Source organism: Streptomyces sp. NPDC016845, from assembly GCF_044332585.1.
In the GTDB taxonomy this organism is placed as follows: Bacteria; Actinomycetota; Actinomycetes; order Streptomycetales; family Streptomycetaceae; genus Streptomyces.
The window spans coordinates 176,661-196,136 of record NZ_JBIRPI010000001.1 but is presented as its reverse complement, the minus strand read 5'-3'; the positions used below and the strand labels follow the sequence as shown (position 1 = coordinate 196,136).

Annotated in this window: 17 protein-coding genes and 2 pseudogenes; 3 read left to right on the top strand and 16 right to left on the bottom strand. The window is 73.5% G+C overall.

The window, feature by feature from the left end; all coding sequences use genetic code 11:
* Positions 1-14: 14 nt before the first annotated feature.
* Positions 15-761 carry an SDR family oxidoreductase gene (locus ACH4RC_RS00845; RefSeq protein WP_398193369.1) on the bottom strand — a complete coding sequence of 249 codons (747 nt, stop codon included), beginning with the start codon at positions 759-761 and terminating at the stop codon, positions 15-17.
* Between the two features lie 527 nt (positions 762-1,288).
* Here ACH4RC_RS00845 and ACH4RC_RS00840 point away from each other — a divergent pair.
* Positions 1,289-2,554 carry an MFS transporter gene (locus tag ACH4RC_RS00840; RefSeq protein WP_398193366.1) on the top strand — a complete coding sequence of 422 codons (1,266 nt, stop codon included), beginning with the start codon at positions 1,289-1,291 and terminating at the stop codon, positions 2,552-2,554.
* A 16-nt stretch (positions 2,555-2,570) separates the two neighbouring features.
* Here ACH4RC_RS00840 and ACH4RC_RS00835 read toward each other — a convergent pair whose 3' ends face one another.
* From ACH4RC_RS00835 to ACH4RC_RS00765, 15 genes and pseudogenes are all read right to left on the bottom strand, one after another.
* Positions 2,571-3,806 (bottom strand): glycosyltransferase family 9 protein, encoded by a 1,236-nt coding sequence (locus tag ACH4RC_RS00835; protein ID WP_398193364.1) that lies wholly within the window; start codon positions 3,804-3,806, stop codon positions 2,571-2,573.
* A complete protein-coding gene (gene rfaE2 / locus ACH4RC_RS00830) occupies positions 3,803-5,197 on the bottom strand; it encodes a D-glycero-beta-D-manno-heptose 1-phosphate adenylyltransferase (protein WP_398193361.1) in 1,395 nt (464 codons plus the stop codon). The genes ACH4RC_RS00835 and rfaE2 overlap by 4 nt, the downstream gene beginning before the upstream one ends.
* Positions 5,194-5,844 (bottom strand): SIS domain-containing protein, encoded by a 651-nt coding sequence (locus ACH4RC_RS00825; protein ID WP_398193358.1) that lies wholly within the window; start codon positions 5,842-5,844, stop codon positions 5,194-5,196. Before ACH4RC_RS00825 ends, rfaE2 begins: the two co-directional genes overlap by 4 nt.
* Positions 5,845-6,053: 209 nt before the next feature.
* On the bottom strand, positions 6,054-7,343 hold the full coding sequence (locus ACH4RC_RS00820) for a glycosyltransferase (protein WP_398193356.1): 1,290 nt from the start codon (positions 7,341-7,343) through the stop codon (positions 6,054-6,056).
* A gap of 37 nt (positions 7,344-7,380) precedes the next feature.
* Positions 7,381-8,346: a glycosyltransferase gene (locus tag ACH4RC_RS00815; protein WP_398193354.1), complete on the bottom strand. Its 966-nt coding sequence runs from the start codon at positions 8,344-8,346 to the stop codon at positions 7,381-7,383.
* The gene (locus ACH4RC_RS00810) at positions 8,343-9,389 is read right to left on the bottom strand and encodes a glycosyltransferase family 9 protein (RefSeq protein ID WP_398193352.1); all 1,047 of its coding nucleotides are present in this window, start codon (positions 9,387-9,389) and stop codon (positions 8,343-8,345) included. Before ACH4RC_RS00810 ends, ACH4RC_RS00815 begins: the two co-directional genes overlap by 4 nt.
* Positions 9,386-10,048 (bottom strand): HAD-IIIA family hydrolase, encoded by a 663-nt coding sequence (locus ACH4RC_RS00805; RefSeq protein ID WP_398193350.1) that lies wholly within the window; start codon positions 10,046-10,048, stop codon positions 9,386-9,388. The genes ACH4RC_RS00810 and ACH4RC_RS00805 overlap by 4 nt, the downstream gene beginning before the upstream one ends.
* Positions 10,045-11,133: a glycosyltransferase family 2 protein gene (locus ACH4RC_RS00800; RefSeq protein WP_398193348.1), complete on the bottom strand. Its 1,089-nt coding sequence runs from the start codon at positions 11,131-11,133 to the stop codon at positions 10,045-10,047. The genes ACH4RC_RS00805 and ACH4RC_RS00800 overlap by 4 nt, the downstream gene beginning before the upstream one ends.
* Complete coding sequence (locus tag ACH4RC_RS00795) at positions 11,133-12,794, bottom strand: carbamoyltransferase (RefSeq protein ID WP_398193345.1); 1,662 nt, start codon at positions 12,792-12,794, stop codon at positions 11,133-11,135. Before ACH4RC_RS00795 ends, ACH4RC_RS00800 begins: the two co-directional genes overlap by 1 nt.
* A 118-nt stretch (positions 12,795-12,912) precedes the next feature.
* Positions 12,913-13,884, bottom strand: a complete 972-nt coding sequence (locus tag ACH4RC_RS00790) for an NAD-dependent epimerase/dehydratase family protein (RefSeq protein ID WP_398193343.1) — start codon at positions 13,882-13,884, stop codon at positions 12,913-12,915.
* A 122-nt stretch (positions 13,885-14,006) separates the two neighbouring features.
* The gene (locus tag ACH4RC_RS00785; protein ID WP_398193341.1) at positions 14,007-14,690 is read right to left on the bottom strand and encodes a hypothetical protein; all 684 of its coding nucleotides are present in this window, start codon (positions 14,688-14,690) and stop codon (positions 14,007-14,009) included.
* A 41-nt stretch (positions 14,691-14,731) separates the two neighbouring features.
* Complete coding sequence (locus ACH4RC_RS00780; RefSeq protein WP_398193338.1) at positions 14,732-17,077, bottom strand: hypothetical protein; 2,346 nt, start codon at positions 17,075-17,077, stop codon at positions 14,732-14,734.
* A gap of 21 nt (positions 17,078-17,098) precedes the next feature.
* Entirely contained in the window at positions 17,099-17,527 is a 429-nt protein-coding gene (locus tag ACH4RC_RS00775) for a hypothetical protein (protein WP_398195606.1), read from the bottom strand.
* A gap of 162 nt (positions 17,528-17,689) precedes the next feature.
* A pseudogene (locus tag ACH4RC_RS00770) lies at positions 17,690-17,866 on the bottom strand (DUF397 domain-containing protein); the annotation flags it as partial.
* Positions 17,867-17,887: 21 nt separating this feature from the next.
* Positions 17,888-18,244: pseudogene (locus ACH4RC_RS00765) on the bottom strand (DUF5753 domain-containing protein); the annotation flags it as partial.
* On the opposite strand from ACH4RC_RS00765, the gene ACH4RC_RS00760 reads away from it, so the two are divergent.
* Complete coding sequence (locus ACH4RC_RS00760) at positions 18,216-18,473, top strand: hypothetical protein (RefSeq protein WP_398193335.1); 258 nt, start codon at positions 18,216-18,218, stop codon at positions 18,471-18,473. The pseudogene ACH4RC_RS00765 and the gene ACH4RC_RS00760 overlap by 29 nt on opposite strands.
* A 320-nt stretch (positions 18,474-18,793) precedes the next feature.
* Positions 18,794-19,375, top strand: coding sequence for a hypothetical protein (locus ACH4RC_RS00755; RefSeq protein WP_398193334.1), 582 nt, complete (start codon positions 18,794-18,796; stop codon positions 19,373-19,375).
* The last annotated feature ends 101 nt before the right edge of the window (positions 19,376-19,476 follow it).

Below are 19,476 nucleotides of genomic sequence, written 5' to 3'. Positions count from 1 at the left end.
AGAACAGGCGGTTCTCAGGGCCAGGACGGTTCCCTGCGCGGTACGACGACCAGCTCGCCCACCACGCTGCCCGCCGGGACCGACAGCGCGTAGAGGACGGTGTCGGCGACGATGTCGGGCTTCTGCAACATGCTCACATCGGCGTCCGGGAAGCGCTCCAGGATGAACGGGGTCTCCATGCCGCCCGCGATGATGCCGGTCACCCCGATCCCCACGCAGTCGCGCTGCGCCTCCTGGAACAGCGTGTGGGTGAAGGCGCGCAGGCCCGACTTGCCCGCCGCGTACGGGCCCGCCTCGGTCCAGGTCCGGTTCGCCGCGGTGGACAGGATGTTCACGATGTGGCCGCCGCCCCGGGCGATCATGCGCCGGTAGGTCTCCAGGCACAGGTACATGGGCCCGAGCAGGTTGGTCCCGATGACCCGCGTCACCTCGTCGGCCGTCAGGTGCTCGATCGGCTTGGAGACGTCCACGGCGGCGTTGTTGACGAGGATGTCGACGGCCCGGCCGTCCTTCTCCAGCTCCGCGAAGACGGCGGCCACCGCCGCGGGGTCCCGTACGTCCATCTCCACGAACCGGGCGTCGTGGCCCTGCCCGCTCAGCTCGTCGCAGAGCTCCTGCGCCAGGTCCTTGCGGACATCGGCGACGAGGACGGCCGCTCCCGCCCCGGCCAGTCTCCGGGCGATCGAGGCACCCAGACCCCGGGCCGCGCCGGTCACGAGGGCCTGTCTGCCGCGGAGGTCGACCCGCGCTGCGTCGCCCATGGCTGTGTGCCTTTCGTCGCGCCGTTCAATGCGGCACACCATCCGTGACCGCTCCTGTTCCCACTGTGACGCCGGGCGGGCCGCACGGCATGTCGGACGCGAACCGGCGGAAGGCGGTCGGCGCCTGTGGCGACGTTCACGGAATACGGGGCCGGAGGGCGCGGAGAGAACCGCCGCCGAAGCGTGTGAGCAAGCACACCAGAAGCTTCAAGTGGACGTAAGGAAGAGGCAGTTGGGGGCGGTCCGGGCCGCTCGCGTCCGAGCCGTCCGGAGACGCTGCCGAAGCGTCTGCCACGATGGTCGTCGCCGTACTCCGGAGCATCCGCCGCCGCGCAATGACGAGCCGCACGTGATGTACCCCCGATCCGCACGGCGCACGATCCCTCACCTGAGTCCTCGCGGACTCGTCCCCTCGTCTCCCGAGTGCTCCTGTGTCTTTTTCTCCTTTCCCGCGCTTCTCGCGCCCCCTGTCCGCTCTGTCTGACCCGTCGGCCACCTCCCCGTGGCGGTCCCTGAAGTACCGCAGCATGCGCTGGTGGTCGGTGGCGAACTTCGTCTCCAACGCCGGTACGTGGATGCAGCTGACCGTGCAGAACCTGCTGGTCCTGCAGATCACCGGGTCCGCCGCCGCGACCGGCCTGTCCATGTCGGTGCAGGCGGCGCCCGCGCTGCTGATGAGCGTGGCGGGCGGCGCGGCCGTCGACCGGCTGCCCCGCAAGCTCACCGCCGCCGTCAGCCAGGCCCTGCTCGGCGTGATCGCCTTCACGACGGCCGCGCTCGTGGCGACCGGGCGGCTGGATCTGACCCTGCTGATGGTGCTCGCCGCCGTCACCGGCGTCATCGCCACGGTCGACGGGCCCGCGTGCGCCCTGCTCGGCAACGACCTCGTGCCGCCGGACGACGTGCCCTCCGCCATCGGGGTGGGCTCGCTCGTCCACAGCGCGGGCCGGCTCGCCGGTGCGGCGCTCGGCGGAGTCACGGTCGGGTTCCTCGGCACGGCCGCCGCGTACGCCGCCAACGGGGTGTCGTTCCTCTTCGTCGCCTCCGTGATCCCGTTCCTGCGACCGGCGTACGGGGCGGTGCGCGCCGCCGTGTCCGCGCGCACCCCTGACGCAGCCGGAGCCGAACCGGCCCCCGGCCAGGACATGACCGTGCGCCAGGGCCTGATGTTCTTCCTGCGGCGGCCCCGTCTCGTGGCCCTCGCGGGCGTCACCGGCATCAGCGCGATCTTCGGCCGGAACTACAGCCTGACCCTGGCCGTGCTGGTCACGGGCCCGCTCGCCGGGGGCGCCGGATCGTTCGGCACGGTCTCCACCGTCCTCGCCGTCGGCGGCATCCTGGGCGCGGTCCTCGGCGCGCGGCTGCGGCGCCCCTCGGTGCGGCTCGTGGGCACGCTGGCCGCCGCGGGCGGACTGCTCCAGGCGATCGCGGGCTTCTCCCCGTCGTTCGCCGTCCTGCTCGTCCTCGTCCTGCCGATGGCGGTCGTGGAGACCGTCTCGGACACCGCGGGCACGACCGTCCTGCAGACCGACCCGCCCGCGCACATGCGGGGCCGCGTCCTCGGCGTGTGGGGCAGCATCAGCACGGGCTGGGGCCTCGCGGGGCCGCCCGCGCTCGGGCTGCTCATGGAGGTGGCCGGTGCCCGCGGCGCCCTGGTCTCCGGCGGCCTGATCATCGCGGTCTCGGTCACGGCGGGCCACCTGCTGCGCAAGCGCCGGGTCACCGCGCCGGCCGCCCTGCGCGCGGAGGAGCACGAGGTGGCGGTGCAGCCCGCGCTCGGCACGGCCGCGTAGGGGTTCTACGGGGGTCTCACGGGGCCCTTGTCAGCGATCGCCGCTCGCGCTCGGGGAGGTCCCGTACGGCGTCGACGACCTCCCGGGGCGTGATGCGCAGCAGGCGTGCGTCCGGGCGGTCGCCGTGGGCGTCGCCGGGCCGGGGCGCGTCGTCGGGGCCGGGGTGCCACAGGACGCGGTGGCGCGGGTCCGGCGGCGGGCCCCACAGGCGCGGCGCGACGGGGCCGAACAGGACCACCGAGGGCGTGCCGAGCGCCGTCGCGAGGTGGGCGAGGCCGGTGTCGCCGACGATCACGCAGCGGGCCCGCACCACGAGCGCGGTCAGCCGGCCGAACGGCACGTCCGCCGCACCGCCGGACACGGCGCTCTCCGGCAGCCCGGCCTCCGCCGCGACGGTCCGCGCGAGCGCCTCCTCCCCCGCGCCCGCCGTCACGACGATCTCGTGCCCGTCGCCCCGCAGCGCGGCGGCCACGGCGGCGAACCGGTCCGGCGGCCAGCGGCGGGCGGCGGCGTCGGCGCCGGGATGCACGAGCACCGCGCCGGGCGCCGGGGACGGCATCGCGGGCGACGGGATCAGCAGATCCGCCGGGTCCGCGTCGACTCCGTACCAGGACACCAGGCGGCACCACCGCTCCCGCTCGTGCTCGTCGTCCCGCCAGACGGGCCCCTCGATGCCGGGTGTGCCGGGATGGGCGTACGCGAAAAGGCGCCGTGGCCGCAGCCGCTGGAGCAGGAGGTGGCTGGGCGGCCCGTTGCCGTGCAGGTCCACGGCGACGTCGGGCGGCGGCCCGCTCCACGCCAGCTCCGCGGGGACCGCGCGACCGGCGGCCGAGGTGGGCAGCAGCCGGTCCACGAGCCCCGTCGCGGCGGCGGGCTCGGACAGCCGCGCGGGGCCGGCCAGAACGATCTCGTGCCCCGGCCACCGCCGCCGCAGGGCGCGCAGCGCCGGTACGACGGTCAGCAGATCCCCGAGGCCGAGAGCGCGGAGCACGAGGATGCGGGGCCGGTCCGGGGGCGGGGAGGCCGCGGGCTCTTCGTACGGGGTGCCGAGCGCGTCGGCGGCGGCCCTTGCCGAACGGTGCGCGGGTCGCCCGCCGAGCGGCCCCGCGGGCCCCTGTCCTTCGGCCCGCGGCACGCTCGTGCCGCGGACGGCGGCGGCGTGCGGCATCGCCGTCTCCTCGTCCGGGGCGGGGGCGTGCGCCGTCGTCCCGCGGCGCGGGCGTGCGGCGATCGCGGCGCGGCCACCTCTCACGACGCCGCCCCCGGCGGCACCGTGGCCGCCGCGCGGCGGGCCAGTTGGGTCGTGGAGCGGCCGACGAGGTACGGCAGGACGACCGCCTGCCCGCCCCACGCGCGCAGCGTACGCGCCTCGGGCAGGTCCTGGACCGAGTAGTCGCCGCCCTTCACCCACACGTCCGGCCGCAGCCGCGCGAGCAGCTTCTGCGGGGTGTCCTCCGCGAACACGGCGACGGCGTCGACGCTGCCCAGCGCCTCGAGGACACGGACGCGGTCCGCCTCCTTGTTGAGGGGGCGTCCCGGGCCCTTGCGGCGGGCCAGTGAGGCGTCGGAGTTGAGGCACACGATCAGGCAGTCGCCGATGCGCCGGGCGCTCTCCAGGAGGCCGACGTGGCCCGCGTGCAGAAGGTCGAAGCAGCCGCCGGTGGCCACGACGGTGCCGCCGCGCGCCCGCACCCGTTCGGCGAGGGCGAACGCGTCGGTGACCGGGGCCTCCTCGGCGCGGGGCGCGGAGGCCGTGCGCCACAGCCCGGGGTTGCCCGCGCCGCCCGCCGACACGAACGCGGCGGCCTCGGCGACGGCCCGTTGCAGCGCCTCCTCGGGCAGCGCGCCGTCCGCGAGGGCGGCGGCCGTCGTGGCGGCGAAGCAGTCCCCGGCGCCGCAGGGGTCGCCGGACGCGCGGTAGGGCGGCGGTACGAGCATCGGCGTACCGGAGCCGGGGCGGGTCAGGAGCACACCGCGCTCGCCGAGGGTCACCGCGACACCGGCGGCCCGCCAGCGGGCGGCGAGTTCGGTGCCGCGCGCGGCGTACGCGCCGAGGGTCTCGTCGCCCCCGGGGCACAGGGCGCGGCTCTCCGCCGCGTTCGGGGTGACGAGCCGCGCGCCGGGCACGGGGGCGTCGCCCCTGGGGTGCGGGTCCCAGACGAGCGGGGTGCGGGCGGCGACCGCGGCGAGGTGGTCCCGTACGGCGCTCGCCGTGCCGCGGCCGTAGTCGGCGACGAGGACGGCGTGGGCCCGGTCGAGCGCGTCGCGCACGGCGGCGTCGGGCTCGCCCGGGGTGCCGCCGCCCCGGTCGATCCGCACCAGGGGCCGCCCGGCGGCGAGGACACGGGTCTTCACGGGCAGGGTCCCGTCGAGCGGCAGCTCCACCAGCCGTACGCGGCCCGCCAGTTCACGGCGTACGGCTTCGCTGGCGACATCGTCGCCGAGCGCGGTGACCAGGACCACTTCGCGTCCGCCGCGGGCCGCGAGCGCGGCGGCGAGGCCCGCGCCGCCGGGGTGGCAGCGGTCCGCGGTGACGTCGACGACGGGCGCCGGGGCGTCCGGGGCCAGTCGGGTGGCGACGCCCTCGATGTCCTCGTCGAGGAGTACGTCCCCGACGACGACGAGGGGCTTCGGGCCGGTCACGACAGGGCCCCGGGGACGACGGGGACCACGCGCGGCGCGGCCCGGCCGACCGTGGCCGCGACGGGACCCGTGAGCGCCGCGTCGAACGCCTCGCACAACAGATGCACGGCGACGAGGTGGGTCTCCTGCACGGTGGCCGTGGTGTCACCGTCGATGTGGAGGGCCTCGTCGGCGGCCTCGCCGAGGGGGTTGGGTCCTGGCCCGGTGAGCGCCCAGACGCGCAGCCCGGCGGCCCGGCCCGCCACGGCCGCGGTGATCAGGTTGGCGCTGCGGCCCGAGGTGGAGAGCAGCATCAGGATGTCGCCGGGCCTGCCGTGCGCGGTGACCTGCCGGGCGAAGACGTGGTCGAAGCCGTAGTCGTTGCCGATCGCGGTCATCGCGGAGGTCTCCGCGTGCAGGGAGATCGCCGAGTACGCGGGCCGCTCGTGGCGGTAGCGGCCCACCAGCTCGGCGGTCAGGTGCTGCGCCTGCGCGGCGCTGCCCCCGTTGCCGGCGGCGAGCAGCCGGCTGCCCGCGGGCAGCGCGGCGGCGAGCCGCCCGCCCCACTCCGCGATCCGCCCGAGACTCTCCCGGCGCAACCGGCCGAGCGCCTGCTCCAGCGACCGGCAGTGGGTATGGGCGGCGTCGAATGCGGAAGATTCACTCATATCGGGTCGGGCGCGCCGCACCGCGGGGGCGTCGGCGGTCCCGCACCTCCTTCGGGGGCGAGGGGGGTCGATGAGGTCGGACGGGGCCGGGGAGGCGGGGCACTCCAGGACCCCGGGTTCGGGGCCCCGGAGCCCAGAGGTTCGGGGTTCCGGGGGCCGGCCGGCCGGGGACGCAGGCGTGGGCGGTCCCGGGTGGTCGGCGCACGGCCTCACACCGCGCCCACCCGGGTGACCACCGGCAGCGCGTCGAGGACGTCGCAGTACGCCGCCTCGGTCGCGGCGGCCACCCGGTCCCAGCCGAAGCGGCGCAGGGTCCTGCGGCGGCCGGCCGCACCGCTCGCCTCGCGTGTCACCGGGTCGGCGAGGAGTTCGGCGACGGCGCGTGCGAGCGCCTGCGGGTCGCGGGGCGGGACGAGGCGGCCGGTCGCGGGGTCGGCGACCGTGTCGAGCTGGCCGCCGACCGCGCTGGCGACGACCGGCCTGCCGCAGGCCATCGCCTCCAGCGGCACGATGCCGAAGGGTTCGTAGTCGCCGGGGCACACCACCACGTCGGCCGCGCGCAGCAGCGACGGCACGTCGGCGCTGGGCACGCCGCCCGTGAAGCGGACCCGGTCGGCGACGCCCGTACGGCGGGCGAGGGCGCGCAGCCGGCGGACCTCCGGGTCGTGGCCGAGCAGCTCGACGGGGGGCCCGCCGACGACCACCAGCTCCGTCTCGGGGAGCTGCGCGAGCGCGGCGACGGACACCGCCGCGCCCTTGCGCGGCACGAGCCGCCCCAGCTGGAGCAGTTGGTGGTGGTGCGCACCGCGCGCGGCGACCGGCCCGCGCGGCGTGAACAGTTCGGTGTCGACCCCGCAGGGCACGACGCCGACCTTGCTCGCCGGGATGCCCATGCGGCCGAGTTCGGCGACCTCGTCGCGGCAGGTGGCGATGATGCGTTCGCAGCCGAGCCCGACCTCCGTCTCCAGGGCGACCCGCTGGGGCGGGCTGGGGTCGGCGAGCCGCTGGTGGCGCCGCTTGACCGTGCCGAGCGCGTGGTACGTGTGCAGCAGCGGGAGACCGAGCCCGCGGGTCGCCCGCAGTGCGGCGAGCCCGGACATCCAGAAGTGGGAGTGGACGACGTCGGGGGGCCGGTCGCGCCAGGCCCGGGTCAGGTAGCGGCCGAACTCGTCCATGTGCGGGAGCAGTTCGTCCTTGGGTATCCGCTCGGGCGGCCCGGCGGGCACGTGGTGGACCCGCACCCCGGCACGCAGCGACGTCTCCTCGGGGAGGTCGCGCGCGTCGCGGCGGGTGTAGACGGTGACCCGGTGCCCGCGGTCGGCGAGCGCGCCCGCGAGGGCGGCGACGTGCACGTTCTGGCCACCGGCGTCGACGCCGCCGAGCGCGGCGAGCGGGCTCGCGTGCTCCGAGACGAGCGCGACGGACAGCGCCCCGGTCGCGACCGGCGCCGCGCCGAACGTACCGCCGTCGAAGGGGAAGGGGCCGGGGAACGGGGTCATGAGCGCACCTCCGTATCGAGGGGACCGGGGAACGGGGTCATGAGCACACCTCCGCCATCACGCGCTCCCAGTCGGCGAGGAAGCGCTTGAGTCCGTACCGCTCGAGGGCGGCCTGCCGGGCGCGGGCACCGTCCTCGGCCGCCGCCTCCGGCTCCGCCAGGTAGCGGCGGGCGGCGCGGGCAAGGACCTCGGGGCGGGTGGACAGCGTGCCCGTGCCGGGCACAACCGCCTCCACCGCCTCCGTGGTGGCGAGCGCCACGACCGGCATGCCCAGGTGCATCGCTTCGAGGAGCGAGAGGCCGAGCGAGGTCCAGCGCACCGGATGCAGGTAGAGGCGGCGCTCGGCGAGCGCCGCGTGCAGCTCGCTCTGCGGCAGGTCGGCGGAGCGGCACCGCTCCCCGGCCAGGCCCAGGTGCGCGGCGAGCCCTTCCGTCCGCATGCCGAAGACGTCGAGAGGGGCCGCCTCGCTCAGCGCGGGCAGCAGATCCGTACCGGTGTGACGGCCGCGCCGCACCGGTTCGTTGACGACGACCGCGGCGCGGGCGATCCGCCCGGTGTACAGGTGCCCGGGGTCGACGATGCCGTGCTCGATCACCTCCGTACGGGTGGTGCCGCACTCCCAGAACAGCCGGTTGAAGTGGGTGACGTGGACCAGGGTCAGGTCGTCGCGGTCGGCGTACGGGTGCCGGGTGTCCGGCACGTCGCCGTCGGGCGCGTTGTGCTCCAGGTACACGGCGGGCACGTCCCGTCCGGGGCGACGGCCGCCGAGCCAGCGCTCCGCCAGTTCGAGCTCGTGCGGCCGCTGGAGCAGGACCAGGTCCACCTCCGCGTCCCGCAGCTCCCCGGGCGTGACCTCGCGCACCGAGGCGGGCCAGGAGAACGTCTCGGCCCGCCCGAGCCCGTCCGGACCGCGGCCCGGTGTCACAGGAACGAGGTAGGTGTGCGGACCTTGGACGAACGCGGTCGCCCAGGACCCGTGGACGTGCCACAACAGGATGTTCATACGGTCGCTCCTCGTTCGGTTGTCCGGGAGGGGACGCCGTCGGCGAGCGCCGCCACGGCCTTCAGCACTTCCGCGTCACCGACCCCGTCGAGGCAGGGGTGGCCCGGCAGGGGGCAGTGGCGCGCCCGGCTGTCCGCGCACGGCGCGCGCTGGTCGCCGAGCAGCACGTGCGGGACGCCGTACGGGCCCCAGCGCTCGGCGGGCACCACCGGCGCGAAGAGACACGCGACGGGTGTGCCGACGGCGGCGGCGAGATGACCGGGCCCGGTGTTGCCGACCACCGCGACCCGCGCCCCGGCGAGCACGCCCGCCAGGTGCCGCAGATCGGTGGCGCCGCCGAGGTCGAGGGCGTGGCGCCCGGCGACCTTCGCGGTCAGCTCCCGCTCCCCGGGACCGCCGGTGACCACGACCCGGTGCCCCCGCGCGGCGAGCGCGGCGGCGGCGCGGGCGGCCCGCCCGGGGCTCCAGGCGCGGGCGGGGACGGCGGCGCCCGGATGCAGCACGACGTACGGGCCGGGCCCGGTGAGCGCGGTGGTGTCGGGGGGCTCCGAGATCCGCAGCGCGCCGTCGTCCCCGTCGGGGAGCGCGTATCCGGCGGCGCGGGCGAGGTCGAGCGCGGCCGTCGCCTCGTGCCGGTGGGCCCTGCGGTGATGGCGCAGGTCGAGGAGGGCGCCGGGGTAGTCCTCGCAGTCGGCCCCGGTCCAGCCGACCCCGGCGAGCTTGAGCAGCAGGGCGACGGGCAGCGGGCTCTGGTGGAAGGAGACGAGGACGAGCGCCCGGTCGAACCGCCCCGCCGCGACGGCGTCGACGACCTTCCGCGTCGAGGTCCGCGAGACCGGCGCCGGTTCGAGCCCGACCCAGGGGGCGTCGTGCACGATGACGTCGTCGACGCCGGGCAGCATGCGCCCCGCGTCGGCCCCTTGCGGCCCGCACAGCAGGGCGGTGTACGAGGACCCGGCGGCGACGGCGCGCACGGCGGGCCCGGCGAGCAGCACGTCACCGGCGCTGTCCAGGCGGACGACGAGGGTACGGGGATGCGTCATCGTCGGTCCTCCCCCTCGGCCTCGGCCGGGGCCCCGGAGCCCACCGGAGCCGCGGGGCTCAGCGCGAGCCGGACCGCGCTCAGCAGGTCCGGTGCCACGGCCCCGGCCGCGTCGGTCTCCTCGGCGCGGGTGACAGCCGTGGGGACCAGGACGCCGGTGGCGCCCGCCGCGCGGGCCGCCGCCATGTCCGCGCCGATGTCGCCGATGACGACGGCGCGGCCGGGCGGGACGCCGAGCCGCTCGCACGCGGCGAGGACCAGGCCGGGGCGTGGTTTGCGGCAGGCGCAGCCGTCGTCCGGACCGTGCGGGCACACGGCCCAGACGGCGAACGCGCCGAGGAGTTCGTCCACGCGCCGCCGCACCGCGCCCACCTGACCTCGCGTCAGCAGCCCGCGCGCGACGCCCGACTGGTTGCTCACGACGCCGGCGGGGACACCGGCCGCCCGGACCGCGTCGACGGCGGCGCGCGCGGTGGGCATGAGGCGTACCCGCGCCGGGTCCCCGTTGTAGGGGACGTCCTCGACGAGCGTCCCGTCCCGGTCGAAGAGGACGGCGGAGGAAGACACGGAAAGGGCGGAGGGACCGGCGGGCACGGCGGGTCGTGAGGCGGCCGCGTCCTCGAACAGCCAGGGTCCGGGGCTGAGCGGGTCTGTGTTCACGGTCGCACCCGTTCCTCGTCGGGTACCGGCAGCCCGCCTGACGCGGCCTCGGCCCCGGGCCCCGGCCCGTACCGGGTCATCGGCGTCGCATCGCGGTGCAGCAGCCGGCCGCGCAGCCAGTGCCAGGTGGCAGCGGGCGGGATGAGCACGCTGGTCACGGCCATGGCCGTCACTTCGCCGCGGTCCCGGGGGCCCGGCACGATCCGGGCCAGGGCGAACTCGGCGGTGCCCGCCAGCCACAGCGCGGCACAGGCCGCGGCGGCGACAGGCCTGCGGGCCGCCGCGCACAGCAGAGCCCCGGTGGCCGCCGCCGTCAGCGCCGCATGGCGGGGCAGCCGTCCGCGCGGCGCCTCGGCGCGGCCCCACCAGTCGCGGCCGTGCAGCCGCGTCATGAGTACGTCGTCGGCGTTGCCCGCCTGGAGCCGCACGGAGATCCAGCGGCTCGCGGGCCGCACCGGGTGCGTGGTGGAGCGGGTCCCCTCGGCGACGGTCCAGCCGGCGCCGAGCACCCGCAGCGCCAGATCCGCGTCCTCCCGGAACGCGCGCCGGAACCGTTCGTCGAACCCTCCGACGTCCGCGAGGGCCGCGCGGCGGTACGCCATGTCGGCGGTGATCCAGCGGGCGGTGGCGAGCCCCGCCGTGTTGCGCTCCCAGTCCGTGGGCCGCCGGTCGGTGGGGAGCGGTACGTCGATGCGGGCGGTGACCGCGCCTTCGCCGGAGGTCGCGGCGGCGAGGTCGAGCGCGAGGTCGTCGCACCAGGTGGGCCCCGGCACCACGTCGTCGTCGAGGAAGACGATCCAGGGCAGCTCCCCGGCCGCCCGCCACCCGGTGTTGCGCGCGGCGGCGGGCCCGCGCCCACCGCCGCTGACCACGGTGGTCAGGGCGCGCAACGGCTCGGGAACCTCGACCGGAAACGGCGTGGCGGCCTGCGGATGCCGCCGGTCGTCGACGAGGACGACGCGGTCCGGCTTCGGCCCGGCGGCCTCGGCGAGAGCGCGCAGGGTGGCCGCGAGGCTGGGCCGCCCGAGTGTGGGGATCACGACCGCGTACGCGCTCAGGCCGTCGTCGGCGTCGTACCCGCCCATCACAGCGCCTCCGCCTCGGCGCCCGCGAAGAGGTCCTGGCGGCGGATCGCGTACGGGCCGATGGCAAGGAGGTCGACCGGCGAGGACCCGAAGCACTCCAGCGCGTCACGCGGATCGTCGACCATGGGCCGACCTGCCGTGTTCAGGCTCGTGTTCACCACGACCGGCAGCCCGGTGAGCCGCTCGAACCGCTCCAGCATGCGGGCCACGAGGGGCTCGTGCTCCCGGTCGACGGTCTGGATCCGCGCCGTGCCGTCGACATGGACGACGGCCGGGATCCGTTCCCGCCAGGGCTCCGCCACGTCGTGCACGAAGAGCATGTACGGGCTCGGCAGCGGCCCGTCGAAGATCGCGGCGGCCCGCTCGGCGAGCACCATGGGCGCGACGGGCCTGAACTGCTCGCGCCCCTTCACGTCGTTGAGCCGTTCCAGGTTGCCCGCGTGGCCGGGGTGGGCCATGAGCGAACGGTGTCCGAGCGCCCGCGGCCCGTACTCGGAGCGGCCCTGGAACCAGGCGACGATCCGGTTGTCCGCGAGGGCCCGGGCGACGGTCTCGGCGATGTCCGGCGGCCGCTCGAAGGAGACGGCGGCCGTCTTGAGCCAGGCGCCGAGTTCGGCGTCGGACCAGTCCCGGCCGAGGTCGGCGCCGGTCATGGGCTCCGGCTGCGGCCCTTCCTCCGCGCTCAGGAGCAACGCGCCGCCGAGGGCGGTCCCCGCGTCCCCCGCGGCGGGCTGCACCCACACGCGGGAGAACGGGCCCTCACGGGCGATCCGCGAGTTGGCGACGCAGTTCAGCGCGACGCCCCCGGCGAGCGTCAGCACGCTGTGGTGCGTCTTGCCGTGCAGCCACCGCGCCAGGTCGAGCAGCGTCTCCTCCAGGACGGCCTGGGCGCTCGCGGCCACGTCCGCGTGGTCCTGGGTCCACGGCTCGTCCGCGCCGCGCGGCGGGCACAGCTCGTGCCACGGCACCGCGCTGGCCCGGAACCCGCCGTCGCCCGTGGGATACACGTGGCGGCGCAGCTCGTCCAGCATGCGCGGGGTGCCGTGGGAGGCGAGCGCCATCACCTTGAACTCGTCGGAGGAGCGCAGGAATCCGAGGTGCTCGGTCAGCTCCTCGTAGACGAGTCCGAGGGAGTGCGGGAGGTCCTGCGCGTACAGCGGCTCCAGCTTGTCGCGGACGCGGCGCGCGGCGAGGTGCGAGGCGCGCTCGCCCCGGCCGTCGAGCACGAGGACGGAGGAGTCCTCGGCGTCGGGCGCGGCGAAGGCGCTGGAGGCGGCGTGCGCCATGTGGTGCGGTACGAAGCGGACGATGCCGGGGTCGAGTCCGGGCAGCGCCGCTTTGAGGAAGTTCGGCGCCTCACGGGCGTAGGTCTGCCGGAGATGGTCCCAGGGGTCGTCGAGCCCCATGGCGTCGGCGGGCCGGGCAAGCTGCGGATCGTAGGAGTAGGCGACGGCGTCCAGGTCCTCGGGGCGCAGTCCGGCCCGGCTCAGACACCAGGCGGCGGCCTTCTCGGGCAGTTCCCAGGCGGAGAACGGCAGCGGCCGCTTGCCGTGCTTGCGCCGCGAGAACCGCTCCTCCTCCGCGGCGGCGACGGTGTGCCCGTCGATGACGAGGGCGGCGGCGGGGTCGTGGAACAGTGCGTTGATTCCGAGGATGCGCATGGGGTGTGTCCGTAGTTCTCTCGGCAGTACTTACGGGACACGTCGTCGCAGGAGGCGGGAAGCCTCACAGGGAGGACGACGCGCGGGGTCAGGGGCGTCATCGCCGCTGCGGCAGTGGTCAGCGGGTGGGGCTGCTCTCGGTGGCGCGGAACCAGTCGATGGTGCGCCGGAGCCCCTCTTCGGCGCCGACCTCCGGCTGCCAGCCGAGCTTGCCGACGGCCAGGGTGATGTCGGGGCAGCGGACGGCGGGGTCGTCGGTGGGCCGGTCGATGAACCGGATGTCGGACGACGACCCGGTCAACTCAATGACCAGGCGCGCCAGTTCGAGCATGGTGAGCTCGGAGGGGTTGCCGATGTTGACGGGCCCGCGCATGCCGTGGGCGGCCGCGGCGAGAATGCCGGACACGGTGTCGTCGACGTAGCACAGCGAACGGGTCTGGCGCCCGTCGCCCGTGACGGTGAGCGGCTCCCCCGCGAGCGCCTGCCGGATGAAGGTGGGCACGGCCCGCCCGTCATGGCCGCGCATCCGGGGCCCATAAGTGTTGAACAGCCGGACGATGCCGGTGTCGGTGCCCTCGGACTCGGCGTGAGCGGTGGTGTACGCCTCCCCGAACCGCTTGGCCTCGTCGTAGACGCTCCGGGGCCCGACGGGGTTCACGTGTCCCCAGTACCGCTCGTCCTGCGGGTTCTGCTCCGGGTCGCCGTAGACCTCGGAGGTCGAGGCGAGCAGGAACCGGGCGCCGCTGCGGTGCGCGAGCCGCAGCGCGTTGCGGGTGCCGAGGCTGCCGGTCTCCAGGGTGTGCAGCGGCAGCCGGAGATAGTCGGCGGGGGACGCGGGAGAGGCGAAGTGCAGCACCAGATCGGGGTCCCGCCCGACGGTGATCCCCTCCGCGACGTTCTCCCGCACGAGCGTGAACCCGGGCTGCCCGACCAGCGGCGCGACATTCTCCGGCCGCCCCGTACTGAAGTCGTCGACGCAGGTCACCGCCGTCCCCGCGGCCAGCAACGCGGTGCACAGGTGCGAGCCCACGAAGCCCCCGCCGCCGGTGACGACGGCGTGCTCCCAGTTCGGTATCCGTTCCGCGACCATGCTGATCTCCTCCGGTACACCGCGACGGCGTGTCGCTCGCCCAGCGTCTGCCAGGCGGGGGCCGGGGGCCCGGCGACGCGGTGCATTGGAGTGAGTGACGGAGAGTGAGGGCTACGCGGGAGCTACGCGGGAAGAAGCACGGGCCGCGCGGGGAGCCCGCCGTTGTCCGCACAGCCCAGCTCCTTGGCCATGGCGAGGGAGAAGGAGTGGGCGACGGTGGCGTAGGCGTCTTTCAGGGCTTTGAGCTCGCCGTCGTCACCCTCGGGCTCCGTGGGCATACCGCCGGGCCGTACGCCAATGACGATGTGGACCGCGCTCGACGGGCCGAGCAGCTTGTCGCTCTTGCACGCGAAGAAGACGTACGACTTGTTCGGCGCCGTCACGGCCAGCTCGCCCATCTTCAGCTCGGTGAACTCGGGTGCCGAGGGGCCCGACGGGGCGTCGTCCGCCACTTGCCAGGTGATCCCGAGCTCGAAGTGGCGCGTATTCATGGGTGTGAAGATGAGGCAGACGTCCTCGGTGCGGGTGGCGAGCGGGGCCGCCTCCGCAAGACGCAAGGCAGCCTCCTGGACACTGTTCCTCTCGCCCGACGCCTCGAACCGCGACGACCCCGTGATCACCTTCAGCGCCTTGGACGCCTCGGCGGTCACGGCACGGCCGCCGCAGAGCTGCGTCGCCGAGACGACCTTGTAGTCGTCGGGAAGCCCATCGTCCGCCCCGTCGCCTCCACACCCCGTGGTCCCGAGGAACAAGGCGCCGGACATGGCCAGGGGGAGGAGCCCCCCGCGTACCGACCTACGACCCATCACTGTCCGCATCCTCACGTGTCCTCTACCGTCCACCGGCCTCAGCCGGTCTCCGGGTCGTTGCCCTGCTGGTTCTCCCGGTCGTTGCCGCGCGCGTAGCCGGCCGACATCGATTCGAGCAGGTCCTGCCTGAAAGGGTCGTTCGCATCCACAGGATGACGTGCCAAGTACTCCTCCGTCGGAGACTCGGCCATGCGCTCACCGGCGGAGTAGATCTTTTTCCTCTCCGTCTGGTTGAGGTCCTCCACCTTCTCCTTGTGCTCGTCCACCGAGTTGTCGGCGCCGTCCCCGACCATCTGGCCGACGAACTGTTCGGCGGCGCCACTGGCGGTGTCGGTCGCGAGCGGGATGAGTACCGCCGCCGTGCCCACGGCCGCGGTCGCGGGCAGGAAGGCGACGCCCGCCGCGATGCCCGCCGTGGCCCCGAACTCGATCCAGCCCGACCGCTTGGCGACCGCCTTCTCGTAGTCCTCGTGGGTCTTGAGGTTCGTCGCCTCCACCTGGTCGGCCCGGGACTGGTCGAGCATGCCCTGCACCTCGGCCCCCGTACGGACGGTCGCCCTGGCAGGGCCCTCGTGGGGCTGCCCGTCCGCGCCCACTGTCTTCTCCAGCGCGCTGGTGGTGTACGCCTGCTCCGCGGTCGACAGCGTCGCGTAGGCGTCCGGATGCTGGCCCATGGTGCTCAGGAAGCCGCGGACGACGCTTCGCCCGTCCCCGTCCAGGGTGTCCGAGAATCTGAGGTGCCCTTCGGGGTCCTTCGGCGCGAACACGCTCTCCGGATCGTTCTTGGTCAGCGCCCAGTTGATGTCGTCGATGTAGCCGGCGCCCATGGTGCCCAGGCTGTCGGCCATCGCCTCGTGGTGCTCCTTGAGCAGCCCCGGGTCGTCCGCGTACTTCTCCATGACCTGCTGCATGACCGCGGCGTTGTCGTCGTCCCGTTTCACTTCGACGTCCGGGTGCCCGGCCGGGTAGCCGAGGGTCGCCGCCTCCAGGGCGTGGCCGAGGGCGTCGGGCATGTAGTCGAGCGACGCCTTGCCCTCCTTCGGGTCGAGCGAGTTGACGTCGCCGAAGGACTCCCACTTCTCATTGCTGAAGAAGTCGAGATAGTTGTCGATCGCCTCGCCGTCCTTGTCCTTTCCGAGGTCGGCCGTGGCCTTGTGGTTGACCGTGCCGTCCTCGTTGTACGCGGTCGGCGGGTCGGTGAAGAACTTCTTCGCCGCTTCCGGGCTGTTGCCGAGCGCTTCCAGCATGGCGGTGCTCGGGTCGTAACCGGCGCCGTTCTTCCCGGAAGGGTTGAACGGATTCTTGAAGGTACTGTTCACCACCTTGTTGTCGGCGAACATGCCCGGGTCCTTGGCGTGCAGCTGCGCCACGTGTTCCGCGATCGGGTTGAGGAACTTGGCGTCGTAGTTCCCGTACCGCATGATCCCGCCGAGCAGCTGGTAGCCGAAGGGCCCGCCGTAATCGTTCTTGGCGAGCGGAATACGCTCCGTGCCCAGTTTGCGAAGCTCGGGACCCCACTTGTCGGTGAATTCCTTGTCGTGGGACGCGGTGGCCAGATTGAGGCCGAGGTTCTTCTGAAGGTCCTGGACGTCCTTGAGGCGCTGGGCATCGAGCTTCAGGCCCTCGTACGTGTCCGTGGAGAGCTGCCCGAAGAACGCGAGGGACTTCTCGGGGCCGAGCTTCTCGTAGAACCCCTTCGAGAACTCCACCGACGAGTGGTTGTCCTTCAGCAGCTCATTCAGCTGCTGAAGCTCGGCGTGCGAGATGTCCCGGCCCTTGGACGCCAGAGCGGCGGCGCGGGCGGCCTCCTCCTGGTCCAGCTTCGTGTACTTCGGGGCGCTGAAGTCCTTGCGGTCGGTGACGTTGGCCTCAAGGCTGTTCTTGAGGGCGACATCGGTGTCGTTGCAGTCGTCGACGATCTGGTCGATCCGCTTCTGCCACGACTCGATGTTCTTCCGCTCCTGGTGCAGGAGGTCGCTGTAGTCGGGGTCGTGCCGCGCCCCGGGCTGCTCGGACAACGGGAGCCGGGCCGTGGCCTTGCCCTTGCCGTCCACACGAATGTTGGCGGCGGGCCCCTCGTGGTCCCGGATGTTCACGAGGTCGTCCCTGGCCTTCTTGATGGCCGCGTAACCGTCCTCCAGGATCAGCTTCACGCCCTTGGCCTCGGCCGCGGCGTCCGCGAACTCCTTGACCGTCTTACCGATGAACGCCTTGGTGACCCCTGCGTTGACGCCTTCCCAGGCCGCTCCGTCCGCCTTGGCCTTCATTCCGTCGCCGGCCTCGGTGGCGAGCTTGTCCAGCTTCCCCGCCATCTCCGACCAGTCGTCGGCGGCGGCCTTCAGCTTCGCCACCGGGGCATCGATGATGTCCTCGTACTTCAGCATGGTGTTGCGCTCCCCCGAGCCCTACTTCATGTATTCCGAGAGGACGGATATCCGCGTGAGATCGCCCTCGACCTTCGCCTCGTCCTTCGCGTGCTGGGCCTTGCTGTAATCGAGGTGGTTCGAGATCTGCGCGCAGGACTCCGTCAGCGTCTTGAGATGGGTCTGCCAGAAGTCGTGCACCTTCTGCACGGCCGCACCGCTCGCGAAGTTCCCGTTGGTCAGCGCCGTCGCCGCGTCGGACGTGGAGACACGGGCGATGTCCCCGTCCTTCCGCACCCGCCCCAGCAGCTCATAGGCGTCGCTGCCGATGGCGCCAAGGTCGTCCCGATGGACCACGAGGTCACCCCCGCCGCCGCCTCCGCCACCATCGGCCGGAATCCCGTTGAGCCGCATGGCACTACGCTCGGCCGCCGCCGCCCGCAGTCCGGCCCATTCCTGCTCGAACGTCATGGATGCCCCCGTATTCACCCGTTGCTCAGGACAGCAACGACCCGTGCGATGACCGGTAGTTGATCCCGAAGCCTGGACGGCACCGTACACGCGCGCCTGTGCGCCGATCAACGATGACCGCCCTCCGGATAAGCCGCCCAACTGCCCGCTCCTGAGCGCCGAAACGAAGGAAGACCAGTCAGCGGAGGGGAACACGAGGACCGGACCGTGTGAAAGCTTGCTGTCTCGCACCGGGACGACAACGGCGAAGTCGTCAGACACCTCGACGCATGCCCCACCGTCCTGCTTGCTGTAGCCGCTCCTGCGCCAGGAGGCGGCGGTCAGATCGATGGATCGCATCGATGGATCGCCCTTTGCTTCCTACAGCATCCGCAGAATGAGCTTGCGCGACTCAGCCGGGGTGAGCGCCATGTCGCGCACCGGATCGTACGTCTTCTGCAAACGCACGACCGGGCCCGCGTCCTCGACGAGTTCGCCCCGGTATCCATTCTCGGTGTATGCGACAGTTCGCCCCTCCGGAAGGGACAGGTCCCACATGTCGGCGCTCACCAGACCGTGCAACCCTGCCCTCTGCAGCAGCACATGGACCGTCACATTGGGACGCTCCGCAGCTTCCCCGAGGTACTCCAACTGCCCCTGCCACTCCCTCGCATCCCGCAAGGGCGTCCGCAGCACCGCCTCCGACAGGATGGTCCGGAACGGCGGCGCGTCCTCCCCCGCCGACGGTGCCCCCGCCGCCATCACCACCGGCAAGGTCGTTCACGACACCGCCCGCGACCGCGTCGGACGCGTCATGGGCCACGAGGGGCCGTACATCCAGCTCCGCCCGCTCGCCGGCGGCGGTGAGTGGGACGCCGCCCCCGACGGCGTCCGCGTTCTCAGCCCGGACGAACTGCTGAACGCTCTCCTCGCCGTGGCGAACGCCCGCGGCAGACAGCCCAGATGACGGCAGCCGCCCGTCACAGCGGCTGCTTCGTGGCAGGCTCCAGAATCGCCACGCACTCCACGTGATGCATCATCGGAAAGACGCGCGATTTGGGGCTGTCGAAGAACGCGCAGGTCAGGATGGGTTTCTAGCCCCTAAATGTCGGGCGGCCAGGGCTGGAGCGTCAAACGAGCGTCACGGCGAAGCGCATCAGGTCGGGGCGCCAGGCTGACGGACCCTGCCGGCCGATGTCTCGCCCAGGCTCCGAGGTCCGAGGCTGCGCGCACCAAGGCTGCGTCGCTGTCGCCTGCGTCCGCCGCTCTTTGCAGCACGACGCGAAGGTGAGGGCGGTCAGCCTGACTGGTGAGGACCGTGGCGAGGGCGAGGGCCGCCGTGGTGTCTCCGGCGTCGGCCGCCATTCGCCAACGCGTCGCCGCCTCGTCGGGTCGCCCCGTCCTGCTCAGTACGTCGCCGAGGTGCAGGAGAGCGTTGCGGTCCTCTTGCGCTGCGGCCTGGCTGAAGAGCGGCTCGGCTTCGCTGAGACGTTGTTGGTCAAACCGCCTCGGTGGTTCACGGCCGACCAGGCGCAGAGCATCCTCGACGGACCCTCCCCCGCCTGGCGCACGATGTGCCTGCTCGGCTTCCATACCGGACTTCGTTGGGGCGAGCTCTCAGCCCTGCACCGCCACCGCATCGACGTGCGCCGCTCGCGCCTGTTCGTGGTGGAGGTCAATACCAAGAGCGGTATCAAGGAGTACCCCAAGAGTTCCAGGAGCCGCCGGGAGGTCCCACTTCCGCCCCACGTCCTGGAGGCTCTCGAACGACATATCCACCGGCTCGACCACGACGCCGTGGTGTTCACGACCATTACCAAGGGCCGCTCCGGGCGCCTGCTCGCCGACAGTGTGCCGTTTCCAACCTGACGTGGATGTCCGTCAGTTGGGCGTCTCTACAGCGCGATGAAGCTCCTGGTGGGCGGTGTCACGACCAAGATCCACCGGGCGCCCCACCAGGCACCAGGAGC

Coding starts and splice junctions, on each gene's coding strand:
- ACH4RC_RS00845 (WP_398193369.1), bottom strand. CDS start 761: ATGGGCGACGCAGCGCGGGTCGACCTCCGCGGCAGACAGGCCCTCGTG.
- ACH4RC_RS00840 (WP_398193366.1), top strand. CDS start 1,289: ATGCGCTGGTGGTCGGTGGCGAACTTCGTCTCCAACGCCGGTACGTGG.
- ACH4RC_RS00825 (WP_398193358.1), bottom strand. CDS start 5,844: ATGAGTGAATCTTCCGCATTCGACGCCGCCCATACCCACTGCCGGTCG.
- ACH4RC_RS00820 (WP_398193356.1), bottom strand. CDS start 7,343: ATGACCCCGTTCCCCGGCCCCTTCCCCTTCGACGGCGGTACGTTCGGC.
- ACH4RC_RS00815 (WP_398193354.1), bottom strand. CDS start 8,346: ATGAACATCCTGTTGTGGCACGTCCACGGGTCCTGGGCGACCGCGTTC.
- ACH4RC_RS00810 (WP_398193352.1), bottom strand. CDS start 9,389: ATGACGCATCCCCGTACCCTCGTCGTCCGCCTGGACAGCGCCGGTGAC.
- ACH4RC_RS00800 (WP_398193348.1), bottom strand. CDS start 11,133: ATGGGCGGGTACGACGCCGACGACGGCCTGAGCGCGTACGCGGTCGTG.
- ACH4RC_RS00795 (WP_398193345.1), bottom strand. CDS start 12,794: ATGCGCATCCTCGGAATCAACGCACTGTTCCACGACCCCGCCGCCGCC.
- ACH4RC_RS00790 (WP_398193343.1), bottom strand. CDS start 13,884: ATGGTCGCGGAACGGATACCGAACTGGGAGCACGCCGTCGTCACCGGC.
- ACH4RC_RS00785 (WP_398193341.1), bottom strand. CDS start 14,690: ATGGGTCGTAGGTCGGTACGCGGGGGGCTCCTCCCCCTGGCCATGTCC.
- ACH4RC_RS00780 (WP_398193338.1), bottom strand. CDS start 17,077: ATGCTGAAGTACGAGGACATCATCGATGCCCCGGTGGCGAAGCTGAAG.
- ACH4RC_RS00775 (WP_398195606.1), bottom strand. CDS start 17,527: ATGACGTTCGAGCAGGAATGGGCCGGACTGCGGGCGGCGGCGGCCGAG.
- ACH4RC_RS00760 (WP_398193335.1), top strand. CDS start 18,216: ATGGTCCGGAACGGCGGCGCGTCCTCCCCCGCCGACGGTGCCCCCGCC.